Annotated in this window: 13 protein-coding genes; 5 read left to right on the forward strand and 8 right to left on the reverse strand. The window is 43.6% G+C overall.

Annotation, left to right across the window (positions count from 1 at the left end; all coding sequences use genetic code 11):
• Positions 1–141 precede the first annotated feature (141 nt).
• On the forward strand, positions 142–1,608 hold the full coding sequence (zapE, locus tag DFP75_RS04310; protein ID WP_220032613.1) for a cell division protein ZapE: 1,467 nt from the start codon (positions 142–144) through the stop codon (positions 1,606–1,608).
• Positions 1,609–1,618: 10 nt separating this feature from the next.
• On the opposite strand, the gene DFP75_RS18485 is transcribed toward zapE, so the two are convergent.
• The 6 genes from DFP75_RS18485 to yciH form a co-directional block, all read right to left on the reverse strand.
• Positions 1,619–1,780, reverse strand: coding sequence for a hypothetical protein (locus DFP75_RS18485; RefSeq protein WP_220032614.1), 162 nt, complete (start codon positions 1,778–1,780; stop codon positions 1,619–1,621).
• Positions 1,725–1,859: a phage integrase central domain-containing protein gene (locus DFP75_RS18770; RefSeq protein WP_425451216.1), complete on the reverse strand. Its 135-nt coding sequence runs from the start codon at positions 1,857–1,859 to the stop codon at positions 1,725–1,727. The genes DFP75_RS18485 and DFP75_RS18770 overlap by 56 nt, the downstream gene beginning before the upstream one ends.
• Positions 1,860–1,908: 49 nt before the next feature.
• A complete protein-coding gene (locus DFP75_RS04320) occupies positions 1,909–3,807 on the reverse strand; it encodes an alkaline phosphatase D family protein (protein WP_110572550.1) in 1,899 nt (632 codons plus the stop codon).
• A 56-nt stretch (positions 3,808–3,863) separates the two neighbouring features.
• The gene (locus DFP75_RS04325) at positions 3,864–4,274 is read right to left on the reverse strand and encodes an acyl-CoA thioesterase (RefSeq protein WP_110572552.1); all 411 of its coding nucleotides are present in this window, start codon (positions 4,272–4,274) and stop codon (positions 3,864–3,866) included.
• Between the two features lie 21 nt (positions 4,275–4,295).
• Positions 4,296–5,324: a GGDEF domain-containing protein gene (locus DFP75_RS04330; RefSeq protein ID WP_110572554.1), complete on the reverse strand. Its 1,029-nt coding sequence runs from the start codon at positions 5,322–5,324 to the stop codon at positions 4,296–4,298.
• 161 nt (positions 5,325–5,485) lie between these two features.
• Positions 5,486–5,830 carry a stress response translation initiation inhibitor YciH gene (gene yciH / locus DFP75_RS04335; RefSeq protein WP_110572556.1) on the reverse strand — a complete coding sequence of 115 codons (345 nt, stop codon included), beginning with the start codon at positions 5,828–5,830 and terminating at the stop codon, positions 5,486–5,488.
• A gap of 142 nt (positions 5,831–5,972) precedes the next feature.
• Here yciH and DFP75_RS04340 point away from each other — a divergent pair, with 142 nt between their 5' ends.
• On the forward strand, positions 5,973–6,530 hold the full coding sequence (locus DFP75_RS04340; RefSeq protein WP_110572558.1) for a GNAT family N-acetyltransferase: 558 nt from the start codon (positions 5,973–5,975) through the stop codon (positions 6,528–6,530).
• On the opposite strand, the gene DFP75_RS04345 is transcribed toward DFP75_RS04340, so the two are convergent.
• Both DFP75_RS04345 and DFP75_RS04350 read right to left on the reverse strand, forming a co-directional pair.
• Positions 6,487–7,218, reverse strand: coding sequence for a pseudouridine synthase (locus DFP75_RS04345; protein WP_110572560.1), 732 nt, complete (start codon positions 7,216–7,218; stop codon positions 6,487–6,489). The two genes, DFP75_RS04340 and DFP75_RS04345, sit on opposite strands and share 44 nt — an antisense overlap.
• A 114-nt stretch (positions 7,219–7,332) precedes the next feature.
• Positions 7,333–7,959, reverse strand: coding sequence for an arylesterase (locus DFP75_RS04350; protein ID WP_110572562.1), 627 nt, complete (start codon positions 7,957–7,959; stop codon positions 7,333–7,335).
• Between the two features lie 26 nt (positions 7,960–7,985).
• Between DFP75_RS04350 and DFP75_RS04355 the strand changes: the two genes are divergently transcribed.
• From DFP75_RS04355 to DFP75_RS04365, 3 genes are read left to right on the forward strand one after another with little or no spacing between them, the layout of a single operon-like run.
• Complete coding sequence (locus DFP75_RS04355; RefSeq protein WP_110572564.1) at positions 7,986–8,669, forward strand: ABC transporter ATP-binding protein; 684 nt, start codon at positions 7,986–7,988, stop codon at positions 8,667–8,669.
• Positions 8,666–11,125 (forward strand): ABC transporter permease, encoded by a 2,460-nt coding sequence (locus DFP75_RS04360; protein WP_110572566.1) that lies wholly within the window; start codon positions 8,666–8,668, stop codon positions 11,123–11,125. Before DFP75_RS04355 ends, DFP75_RS04360 begins: the two co-directional genes overlap by 4 nt.
• A 35-nt stretch (positions 11,126–11,160) precedes the next feature.
• Complete coding sequence (locus DFP75_RS04365; RefSeq protein WP_110572568.1) at positions 11,161–13,512, forward strand: DNA polymerase II; 2,352 nt, start codon at positions 11,161–11,163, stop codon at positions 13,510–13,512.
• Position 13,513: the final 1 nt, after the last annotated feature.

Here is a 13,513-nt window from a genome sequence, read left to right on the forward strand (position 1 = left end):
TTGAAGCTGACCAAACCAGTGTCCAGCGAGACTAGAACGCAAAAACTTGAGCCTGTAATGCAAATCCATTTGATCCTCTTACAATAATTTAGCGTACCATATTAGCATGTTGATAAACTCGTTAGTTCGATGATGAAGAAGATGATGAAGAAGTTGATAGCACAACATCGCGTCGCTCGGCGGTGCTTCTCTAAAGGCCCCGTTTCAGCGGCTTATGAACTAAAGGTGAACGCGGGGGAGGTGCGACGAGATGACGCTCAAGTTGCTCTGGCGGCAAAATTCGATTCCCTGTACGAGTTTCTTGCCTCGCTCCCACCAGTACCCGTACGCACCGACGATCCTACAGAGAACAGCTGTACAAGCAAAAATCCACTTTTACTGCTATTGGCGCGATCCCTGGCATCCGCCCAGTCCTTTCTTCGAAAGAAACTCCATTTGTGGTTTTTTTGTCCACCACCGCGAGGCATGTACATTCATGGAACGGTTGGGGTAGGCAAGACCTTTCTAATGGATCTCTTTTACGCGTCGGTTACTGATGATGATTTTTGTTGTAATAATGACAGCCACAAACACGCAAAGATTACCAAACGCCGCGTCCACTTTCATGAATTCATGCTAGACGTCCATCATCGGATCTTTGTCTATAAACAGAAGCATCCACGAGGTGATGCGACTCCCATCATTGCGCAACAATTGGCACAAGAAGCCCAACTCCTCTGTTTAGATGAATTTCAAGTGACAGACATTGCCGATGCCATGATTTTGAAACGACTATTTTCACTATTACTGGATTGGAATGTCGTGGTGGTGGCCACCTCGAATAGATCTCCCGATGCCTTGTATGAGGGAGGCATTAACCGATCCCTTTTTTTACCATTCATCGACATGTTGAAACGCACGTCCGACATTATTTCCATGGAGGATTCAAGCAAGGATTATCGACGCGAACATCGAGCGTGTGGTCAATCCTATTTTTGGTCAAACAAGGATGTTCATGGCGATAATAATACTAATAACAACATACAGGCGCAGTTGGAAGAAATATTTGGTGGCATTGCATCCGGAACTGAGGCCGAGATTATTCCAGTCCTATTTGGTCGCACCGTCCAGGTCGCCCGATTGAATGACCGGTGCGCTTGGTTTGATTTTTCCGAGTTGTGCTACCAACCGCTCGGTGCGGCCGATTATATTTCCCTCTGCTGCCGATTTCCGGTCCTCATCATAGACCGGGTTCCCCAATTGAACGCCAAGCACCTTAACGAAGCACGACGATTCGTGACCCTCATTGACGCGTGTTATGAATCTCACACCCGCTTGGTGCTGGCGGCACAAGTCCCGCTCGACGAATTGTTTGTCAATTTTGAAGCGCAAGTCGAAAGCTGTGATAGAGATGAAGAATTGTTTGTCAATGACAAGGGGGGAAACTCGAGTTCTTTTGCGACGACCATGATTCGCACCAAAGATGGGAAATATTTCGAGTGGTCAGCGACGGGTCGTGTTGGTGTGTCACTAGCACAATTTTCGGCCGCAAATGATCTCGCCTTTTCCTTTAGACGAGCCGCGTCTCGGTTGAGAGAAATGGGTGGAAAGGAATGGGGACGACAATGACGAAAGGTCTTTACATTGCAAAAAAAACACTAAAATGAGTGACACCGCATGTTTTTCGCTCAAATGAAAGAATAATGTTAACAAAATCGATTTCACCCCATGTTGCACCACGTACTTCACCAGAACGAGCAACCGTTAAAAATGCGACCACGCAGACGACTAGCAGTTTCATTCTTTTCAAGCCATATAGATTGAAGTACTTCAAGTATGTGTGCTCTATTAATGCGATTGACAGAGAGGTGACCAATAATAGGGAATGCGTATTGCTCTAAGCTTCAGCGCCATTGAGCTTAGCGACAGTTATTCCCAAGTTGCTTCTTTTTCTGAAAGCGTAAAACGTATATCGCGGCCATCAGAACACATCTGCATAATTGAGTTAGGGGAGCCGTCTTCGTTTAGGCTTACTAAGCTAACGCCCGAAGCATTTAACAGCCGCTCACCATCGGCCGCTGTTTCTGGCTTATGAGGGATGACTTTCATACTGCGACGTCGGGTGAACCAGTTGAGAGGAGATCTGGGCGAATAGAGCCAACGATTCAGACGATCGAATACATCTAACAATTTCCCCGGAAATTCATTTTTTAGGCCGCTGCTGGTTATCTGCCACAAATCAGGCCCACGCTTAACTCCGCGTAGCTGTATGTCATAAACAAATGAGTAATGCACATCACCAGAGAGTATGACGAAGTTCTTTGGCGTTTTATTGTGACGAAACATGTTCATGAGAGTATACGCAGAGCCAGGATGAGCCATCCAGTTTTCTGCATCAACCATTAAGGGCTTGCCAAACCAAGTAAACACACGTTGAATACTTTCAATAAGTTTTACGCCAAAAATGGGAGCGGGAGACACCAACACCACTGCGTCAAGACCTTTTAATTGATGCTGTAAGTCTGTAAGTGCTTCCCAATCCATTAAGCCTGAAGGGTTTTCAATGGATTTCTCAGAACGCCAGCGCTGCGTTCGGGTGTCCAGTACCACAAGAGGAGGCTCTGTCTGCCAAGTGTAATTCCATTCAGAAAATCCAAGTAGCTCTTGCACTAGCTCATCGTGGTCGGACTCACCCAAATGATTGAGCGCCAATTGGCAGTTGTTAAGAAGTTCCTTAGGAAAAGATTCTGGGCTATTGCCCCAACCTTGGCAAAGTAGGTAAGCAAATAACGCATTTCCAATAATACGCGTAGAGAAAGGGTGGTTGTAAGCCGTTTTTTCCCATGCTGCTGTTAGGTTCCAGTCGTCGGTTACATCATGATCATCAAATATCATGGCGACGGGTATGTGAGCCAAAGCACGACGCACTTTCGGCAACCCTTTCGCAAATTCTTTCAGTATGACAACTTGCTTTGCAAAACTGTCTTTTTGCGCCTCTGATAAACCAGCAGGCTCCATCCAACTTGTGTCTGTAAATGCGATATCCCAGCCTGTAGGTGACCAGACAAGCGCATACATAGACAGCATTTCAGCCAATGATATCAAATGGTTGTGGGCCGTGTCGGTGGTAAAAACCGGTTTACGGACACCACCGAAAAACTGTTCTATTAAGCTTCTATTGGTATCATTTTCAGGAAGAAGTGACTCCCTTGCATAATAATGAGGAGAGTCCGTATGAAGTTCATCCGAGTTATCAATGTCAATGCAGTCAAAAGCTTCTGCACGTATTCCCAAATGTGGAATTAGCTGGTGAATAACACAAAGCAGAGGAGCTGCGACATCGTCAGCGTATATTTGATCACCACTCATCATCAAAACACTAGGCCATTCTTTTGGATCAGTATTTTGTAAGAGCGAATCGACTCTTAATAAGCCATCTTGACTTGGATGATGTGGTTTGCGGCAAGAGCCATGTAGGATGTTTTTGATCTTAGGCTGCAACACGAAAAAGGGCAGTTTTTGCCCCGGATAAACAAGATCCTCGGCCCATTCACTCCAACCTGTATCATTAAGTCGTAGATCGTAATGAATAGGGCATTGAGCTGGTAAGGCGGTGTCTAAGGGAATGTCCAGTAGTTGAATATAAAGGTTATCACCCACTTTAAGTTGGGTATGGGAATCCGCAACTTGCGTGCTTTTATAGGTAAAAAGCATCTTGTCATCTTGAAACAAGGTTAAGTCAACCACTACGGATTCAGTTGTCATCAACCAAATGGTTAATCGCTCTGTGGTCATTCTTCGTAATAGCGGACCAGCCAATACCTGCATATTTCCCCTTACACGCGATCTTATTGGATGCTTTTATAGACATCAAACATAATGCGCTACTGTGAAAGTAAAAGCTCAGCTTGCTCGAAAACCACAGGACGACCTTCTTTTGTTGTCGAGGTAACCGTCATTCTGGCTGAAAGCATTAGCTGATGATCTTCAGTTCTGTGAACGGTTTGGATAAAGGCGAGCTTGAGCTTGGAAATGCGCTCAACGCTTGTTTCGATATAAAAAGCATCACCGCTTTGCAGCGAGCGTTTATATTCTAACTCCGCTTTTATAAGCACGAGGTGAATGCCTCGCTTGGTTATTTCAGCGAAATCCAAGCCACGTGTTTTAATATATTGATGTCGAGCGTGTTCTAGGTAGTTTTGATAGACCGAATTGTTAACAATACCCTGCATATCACATTCGTAATCACGCACTTCGAAATGAGTGCGGTATCCATGCTCGATATGATCCTTCATTGTAATACCTTGTTCTTAAAATTATTCGTGATGTGCGATGGCGTTTTTGCCTGACCGCTTTGCGTATAGCAGATAGTGCTGAGACCGCTCCACCAGCTCTTTAGGGCTTTCATCACCAAATAGCGTTGCAACACCAATTGAAACGGTAACCTGTCTCAGTAAAACCTTAGTATTTTTATAACGTATCTTTTGAATAGAAACTTCATGGCGTATGGATTCAGCAAGTTGAGCTGCTACACTCAGCTCCGTTTCGCTGAGTAACATAGCGAACCGTCCACCTTCTATGCGCGCTAAAAAACCGCTTTCTGGTAACATACCAAGCAACACTTTGGATATATACCTGATTAACGATGTTCCTGCTTTTTTCCCATATTCTTCGTTAACCTTTGCAAGGTTATCAATATCAATCAGAAGCAGAGTTAAATCATCTTCAGCATAAGGAACTAATGAAAAGAGCTTTCGTTCAAAGCCTTTTTCATTTGCCAATAAGGTCATTGCATCGAGTTCTGTGTTCCTTTTAACATCAGACAACTCGGCACGAAGTGACGCCAATTCCTCTTGAGCGGAAACCAAAGATCGGCCAAAGCGCTCGATTGCTTGATTTACTTGAAAGGCACCTTGTTCAAGAGTGGAGGCAAGCTGTTCAATTTGTGATGGGGTGCTTACCTCATCGATCACCTCTTTCGTCTTCTGCAAGTGAGACTGAAAGAGACCAATATCTTTAGATATATCAGTTGTGTTTGTTTCTAAACTGCTTGTAAGGTTTTTTAAACGTGCACCTTGGGCATCTGCCTGCTGGAATTCTTCAGGTAATAGGAATTCAGTAAAAAGCTCTTTCGAGACAAATGCCGGTAAACTACCAAAACGGCGCAATGAGCGATCTACTAATTGATTCAGTTTAGGATTATTGTTTGAAGCGTATTCGTACCAAATACCATAATTAAAAGGCGTTGGAGGAATATCCAGCTTAACCATAAGCGGAATGGCTGATCGCATTAGCTTATTGGCTTGCTTTGTGGTGTGTTGAAACATCGGAACCTCTACTGCCATTTGCTACCGCTAAGACGTCCCATTTCATTAGGGGTAATGCATTATAAAAGAGCGTTGAAATCACTCATAAACATTCTGGCTTCGACTAAAAAATAATATTCGTGTTTCCAAACCCTTGAAAACACGAAACATAGTAAATCTAACAACAAAGAATAGCTATCTTAGCCGCCCTTAAATTTACAAGAAAATCCTTCTTTTTCAAGCAGCTCTTTGATTTTTTGACGGTTATCACCTTGTATTTCGATGTGACCATCTTTCACTGCACCACCAGTACCACATTGTGCTTTAAGTTTTTTCCCCAGCGCCTTTAGTTTTTCTTCTGTTAAAGGTAAACCGGTAATGACTGTAACGCCTTTGCCTTTTCGACCTTTCGTTTCTAGGGCAATACGTACATTACCATCGCCAACAGTCATTTCATTCTTGCATTGACAGTCTGAGATCGGGTTCTCGCACTCAGAACAAAGACGACCTTGGTCTGTCGAATACACTAAATTTCTTTTTTTCACGTTCGTTCATTCCCTCTGAGGTCATTGATAAGGCACATTTTATCATTTCCTTTTTCCGCTATCAGTGAAAAATGTAATATTCAGCATTTATTCAATATCTAAACTAAGATAAACAGTATGAGTCTGATGATATGTGCTGGCTATGAAAAAAATACTTAAGATACGACAAGCTACCGAAAATGACCTTAGAAGCATTTTATTATTCGAATTTCGCAACCGAGATTGGTTTTCAAAATTCATTCCTCAGGAAGCATTGCGGCAGCAATCTCAGATTTACTTCAAACGTTTACTCAGAAGTGACGTTAAAAAATTTCAATACCTAGTCTGCTTACCCAATGATGTTCTTATTGGGCGCTTCAGTGGTCAGCTCCTAGACCAGGGCTGCCTAGAGGTGTCTTATCGCATCGCCAAAAACTTTACCAACCAGGGAATTGCCAAATATGTGCTTAAAAACCTACTACTAGTATGGGCAAGCGATGGCATCAATGAAGTGTACGCTCAAGTGGCTGATCATAATGCAGCCTCCATAAGAGTACTGACAGCATGCGCGTTTGAGCTGCAAGAGATTCAACAAAATTCGATAAATTTAGCAGGCGATATACACGATAGTCATGTATATCGCTGGTCAACCACAGAAGACATCATACCTTTGTACATCACGCCTGGTAGCGGTAGTTCGACAATTTATCTAGAACATTAGTGATAGCAGGGCTCAAAGGTGCATTAATAACCAAACGCTCAAGACTAATAGGGTGTGTAAACTCCAGACTCGAAGCATGGAGCATCAAGCGAAAGTCCTCCGGCCATAGATCTTTCACTACTTTGTTGATGTGACGACAGCCATAACAAGAATCCCCAACAAGTGGGTTTAAATAATGCTTAAAATGCCGACGAATTTGATGCTTACGACCTTGTTTTGGCGATACTTCAACCCAGCTGAGACGCATGTTGTCATAACGACTGACGGGGACTGGCACTTGATATTGTTGAAGACGCGTAAACTGTGTTTCGGCTTCTTTTTCAGTGCCTTCAATTTTAAATCGAGATCGACCTTTCTGTTCGTTTAATTTTGCCAGAGGGTAATCGATAACACCTTCCGAATCACAAAAGCCTCGAACTAAACAATGGTAAGTTTTTTGCGTGGTCGCTTCTGCAAACTGGCTAGAAAGGCGTCTTGCTATTTCTGGGCTAAACGCCATAACCAATACACCCGAAGTGCCTCGATCAAGGCGATGAATAGGAAACACCCATTGCCCCGTCTGGTCTCGAAGCCTTTGAACAACGGCATCTTCTTCGTCTTTAGCTAAGTTTGTACGATGAACAAGTAAGCCTGCGGGCTTATTAACAACGACAAGGTGTTCGTCTTGAAACAAAATATCTAGAGTCATTAATCTTTATCTATAAAAAAGGTAATTTTATCCATCGCCATATCGGCTAAGGTTTGCATTGCTTCATCACTGGTTCCAAAAAATCCGCTTTCATTACGCTTTCCTTATTTATATCTATTTAACACTGTCTAATAGTGGTTCTAAATATGGCAATATATTTTGTAACACTACAGGTTGACCCGCTTTATTGGGATGTAGGCCATCGTTTTGCATTAGATCCTTGTTCAGAGCGACCCCTTCAAGCATAAAGGGCACATAGGCGAGGTCGTATTTGGTGGCGATGTTCTTGTATAAATTAAAGAACATTTCAGTATAACGTTTGCCATAGTTTTGCGGGATTTGGTTGCCAATCAATAACACAACCGCTCCAGTTTCTTGAGCTTGCTCAACCATTTTTTCTAGATTTAATGTGGTCTGATCTAAAGGGTAACCACGTAAAGCATCATTAGCGCCAAGCTCTAATATTACCAAGCTTGGTTTGTGCGTGGTTAGCAGATCGTTAAAGCGTGAAAGACCGCCTTGGGTTGTTTCACCACTAACACTAGCATTAATAATGTCTATTTCAGGATGAGATTGTGAAAGTTGATTTTTTAGTAAACTAACCCAGCCATCTTGTTGTCGTAAGTTATATGCCGCACTAAGGCTATCCCCCATAACCAGTAAAGTGGATGCCGAAGCGAACGAACTAACGAACAAGAGAGTCAATATTGCAAACCACTGTCTTATTTGTTTTTTTAACATATCAAACCTTTTTAGAGTGAATCACTATGGATAGAAACACCGCGATTAAAGTATCTAATTTAACTCATACCGTGACGTCGAATACAGGAGATTTAACCATATTGAAAGGAATTAATATGGAAATCAAAGAAAGCGAGTCTGTGGCCATAGTTGGTTCATCTGGCTCAGGTAAGTCAACTTTGCTCGGTTTATTGGCCGGTTTAGACGTCAACACCTCCGGCGATATCTTTCTATATGATCAAGAGTTCTCTAATCAATCCGAAGAAGAAAGGGCGCTGGCTCGTGGTCAATACGTTGGCTTTGTGTTCCAGTCTTTCCATTTATTACCAAGCTTACAGGCTATTGAAAACGTCATGTTACCGGCCGAGCTGAAAGGCGATAAAGAGGCGCGCAAAAAAGCAGAAGTTCTGCTGGACAAAGTAGGCTTATCACACCGTTTAACGCATTATCCTAATCAATTATCTGGAGGCGAGCAGCAACGAGTTGCCATTGCACGCGCTTTTGCTTCAAACCCTAAGGTCTTATTTGCTGACGAGCCAACAGGGAATCTTGATGAAGAAAACGGCAAGCTTATTATCAAATTGCTTTTCGATCTTAATCAATCCCAAGGGACAACATTGGTCATGGTGACGCACGATAATGAGTTAGCCAAAATGTGCGATCGTCAATTGGTCATGTCTGCAGGTCAACTAACGGAAAAAGCCTTATGAGTTTTGCCTTTCGTCTAATGTTCAGAGATATCCGCAGTGGCGACTTGCTGACGCTGTTGTTGGCTTTGGTAATATCAGTAAGCACAGTGACTTCGATAGGTTTGTTTGTCGATCGTTTACAACTCTCTTTTGAAAAAGAGTCCGCTAATCTACTAGCGGCTGACCGCTTAATTCGCTCAGACGATGTTATATCGCCAGAATGGGAGCAAAAAGCGAAAGAACTCTCTCTTCAGACCGCACAAAGAACGTCATTTACCACTATGATGTTTGCGGATAACTCGCTTCAGCTTTCACAATTAAGCGCCGTTACCGATAGCTATCCGCTTAGAGGCGCCTATCTAATCGATGATAAATTATTCGGTACTGGGCGTCGTTCTGTTGAAACACCAAAGCAAGGCGAAGTATGGATATCATCACGCTTAGCAAGTTTGCTAAACGTTAAGCTTGGTGATCAGGTTGAAGTGGGTGACCAACCCCTAACAGTTACCCAATTTCTAGTACGAGATCCTGGTTCTAGTGCATCGGCTTTCGCTATTTCACCTAGAGCCGTGATGAACATGGCTGACCTTGCAGCTACTAACGTCATCATTCCGGGTAGTCGAGTGCGATACTCTTTGTTATTGGCTGGAGATAGGGCGTCTCTCGATGAGTATGAAGACTGGATTACGCCACAACTAAATGAAAGCCAACGCTGGCGAACACCCACACAACGTGGCGAACGTATCGGCGATACCATTGGCCGAGCAGAGTCTTTTTTATTGCTTGCTGGTACATTAGCGGTTGTCATGTCAGGGGTTGCCATGGCATTGGCTTCGTCTCGTTTTGTTAAACGTCATTTGATGCAAGTGGCCATTTTAAAAACACTTGGAGCCACGCCGAAGCAGTTAGGAAGGTTGTTTTTTCTGCAGCTATTTCTGCTATTTGTCGCCGGCGCTGCCATTGGTTTAGGCATTGGCTGGGGTATACAAGAAATCATTGCTTCGCTGTTGTCTGGCTTAATGTCGACAGCACTACCAGAGCCTTCCATTGGTCGTTTGTGGCTGGGAGTCGCCACTGGATTCATTTCAATGGTGGCTTTTTGTCTACCGCTTATGTCACACCTTATCAAGATATCGCCTTTGTCTGTGTTACAGCCAAATGCAAAAATTGAGTTTAACTCTTTTGCTATCTATGCCATTGGCTTTGTCGGCATGTTCGGTCTGATGTGTTTGTACACCAATGGTTTTCTACTGCCGAGCATCATGACTGTGGCTATTTTGGGGATCGCACTTCTTGTCGGCGCCATTGGTTGGCTAGCGTTCAAACTAGGGCGTTCATTAACCTCAGGAGCCACGAGCGGCTGGCAAATTGGTCTTGCCTCTTTATATCGAAGACTGGTTCCTAACCTATTTCAACTCTTGGTGTTCACTCTTATCATCATGCTTACCTTGATTCTGACCGGTGTCAGATCAAACTTAATTGCCGATTGGCAGCAACAACTGCCGGAAGATGCACCAAACCACTATTTGTTCAACGTGCAAGCAAATCAGATTGATCCTATTAACGCCCAAACCTCTAAGTTAGGCGTGAAAGCATCGGCTTGGTATCCAATGGTCCGAGGCCGTGTAACTGAGGTTAACAATGAATCTGTGCAATCTCTTTACCCTGAGGAAAGAAATGAGCCTGAGCTTTACGAGCGCGAGCTTAACCTAACTTGGTCAGATACGCTTGGAGAAGGAAACGAATTGGTCGAAGGCGATTTTTCAGCACCCGGTCTCTCTGTAGAGCAAGAGGCGGCGAAAGAAGCCAATTTATCCCTAGGGGATGAGTTAACGATTAACATTGGCGGCAACCTTGTGACCTTACCCATCACCTCGATTCGAACCGTTGATTGGGGATCAATGCAGCCTAACTTTTATTTGATTCTCCCCAAGAGTGCGCTAGAGGATTATCCAGCAAACTTTGTCAGCAGCATGTTCATCAGTGATCGTGAAGCGCAATCTTTTTATCGTGCTATGGCTCAGTATCCAACAGTGTCTATCTTAAATGTGGGCGATATTTTGAGACAAATTCAAGCCATCATAGGCCAGTTATCCAAAGCCATTCAGTTGGTACTCTTTTGTATCTTGAGTGCTGGGGCCTTAGTGCTGTTGGCCAGTGTCCGCTCGACATTGCAAGAACGCCTCGAAGAAGGCGCGCTACTGAGGGTTCTAGGGGCCAGAGCCGCATTAGTAAGACAAGCTCTTTTGGTTGAATTTGGTGCACTGGGATTTTTCGCAGGTTTGATTGCCGCTATAGGGGCTGAAACCTGTTTGTTTGGTTTGCAGGTATTTGTGTTCAATACAGAAGCAAGCTTCCACCCATTGCTTTGGCTATTAGGACCAGCTATTGGTGTTTTAGTGATAACAACCATTGGTGTGTTTGCCAGCAGAACCGTTCTAAAAGTGCCACCCATGCTACTGCTGCGTGGGTTATAATGTAGGCCATCTTGGAAATACATTAGGCTGTATAAATGTTTGTAGAAAAAACTGGCTATATTGTGAGTCGTCATACCCGTGATATTGACGGCCACATTGAAATGAGCCTTTTTATAAAAACACCAGAAGGTACCGTTAAGGTTCTTCCGGATAGACAGCTTAGTGTATTTTTTACGGATGCGCCGATTGACAAGCTTCCCACCGATGTTACTGGTATTCACTGCTCGGCATCCGCCTTAAAGTCATTTAATAATGAGCCTGTTACCTTGGTTCAAAGCAACAGTCTTTTGCTTCACCAACAAATGATTAAATGGGTAAAAAGCAATGGCTTTGCTGTTTTTGAAGAAGACATCAAAGCCCATAACCGCTATTTAATGGAACGCAACATACGTGGATCGGTACGTTTTATCGGCATTCCTGACGTCAGTCATCAAACATTTCACCAAGCGCGAGTGATAGCAGGGGATTGGCAACCCGATTGGAGTGTTTGGTCACTCGACATCGAAACCTCTGTGTCATCCAATACTTTATTATCAATTGGCATTACATCACGAGATTTGCGTGTTGCCTTTGTGGTAACTAGCCAAGAATCAGTGTCTCCACACATTTATCGATTTAATGATGAAAAAAGCTTATTGCTGGCGTTTATTCGTTACGTGAAAAAGCATTCCCCTGATATTTTTATTGGCTGGAATCTCATCGGCTTTGATTTACAGTTTATCGATCAACGCTGTCAGATACTTGGTATTCGCCCCGCGTTTGGTGTAAACGGTGAAAGTTGGAATATTCGCTCTTCCGACAATCAAGGTAAATACTTTGCCAGTATTCCTGGTCGTGTTGCCTTAGATGGCATTACGCTCCTGAAAGTCGGCGGATATCATTTCGAATCTTACAGCCTGAACAATGTCAGTAAGGAAATACTCGACGATGGTAAACTTTTACAGGGTAGCGAACGCTGGCAAGAAATAGAGCGCCTTCATAAAGAAGATCTTGAAGCCTTTGTTGCTTATAACTTACAAGATTGCGATCTTGTTATGCGTATATTCGAGAAATTGAAGCTCATCGAGCTGCAACAAACCCGAGTGGATTTAACGGGCATTCCGCTTGAACAAACAGGCGGCTCTGTGGCAGCGTTCGAAAATTTGTATTTACCCAGATTGCATTCTGCTGGGTGGGTGGCTCCTGCATGGCGAGATGATGACTTTGTTGCGAGTCCTGGCGGCTTCGTAATGTCATCTATTCCTGGGCTTTATAAAAATGTTTTAGTGTTCGACTTTAAAAGTTTGTACCCCAGCATTATTCGCACATTTCACGTTGACCCATTGGCTCGTATCAGCGCTCAACACTCAACCAGTTTCTCCAGCCAAGATAACGCGCATATCACGCAATTGGTTCCAGGGTTTTTAGGCGCCCGTTTTGATCGACAACAAGCCATTTTACCTTCTTTGGTAGGTGAGCTCGCTCAAGCGCGAGAAGACGCTAAGCAAGTGGGTAATAGCATCTTAAGTTACGCAATTAAGATAATTATGAACTCGTTTTATGGCGTGCTGGGGTCAAACGTCTGTCGTTTTTATCATGCCGAACTTGCAAGCTCGATAACCATGCGCGGTCATGAATTATTAGGCCGAACTCAAGCTTGGATGGAAGAGCGTGGCGCGAAGGTAATATATGGCGATACGGATTCACTCTTTGTCATACTGAACGACGAACTAGAGGCCCCTCAGAAACAGGGCGAACATTTACGTGATGAAATCAATGCCTGTTTAGCTAACTGGTGCAAAGAATACGCTCAGTTAGACTCCCACCTAGAATTAGAGTTTGAGCGTGTCTATGAACGGTTTTTTATGCCAACCATACGAGGACAAGAAGAAGGCAGCAAAAAACGCTATGCCGGTAAATCAAAGGGAGAATTGGTGTTCAAAGGGTTGGAGGCCGCCAGAACAGATTGGACACCCTTGGCTCGCCAATTCCAACGAACTTTATTTGAAAAAGTATTTAATGACGAAAACCCAATTAGTTATATCCAAGAAACCATTCACAAATTAAGGGCAGGGATTTATGACGAGCAGCTGGTTTACAGTAAACAACTAAGTCGGCCCTTATCGTCTTACACAAAAAACAAGCCTCCTCATGTAAGAGCGGCCGCCATAATTGATCAGAAAAGAGCAGAACAGGGACTTCCTTTAGAATACAACAAAGGAAGGAAACGTGTTTATTACCTTTACCAGCGTACAGGTGTCGTGCCTTATGAAAGCAGTGATGATCTGGTTGAGTTGGATTACGAACACTATATAGAAAAGCAGATTGAACCGATAGCCGACAGTATACTGCCATTTTTTAAAACCAACATGGCGAGTCTACTGTCACAACAAATTTCGTTACTGTAAA

This window comes from Marinomonas alcarazii (genome assembly GCF_003208215.1).
Taxonomy (GTDB): domain Bacteria; phylum Pseudomonadota; class Gammaproteobacteria; order Pseudomonadales; family Marinomonadaceae; genus Marinomonas; species Marinomonas alcarazii.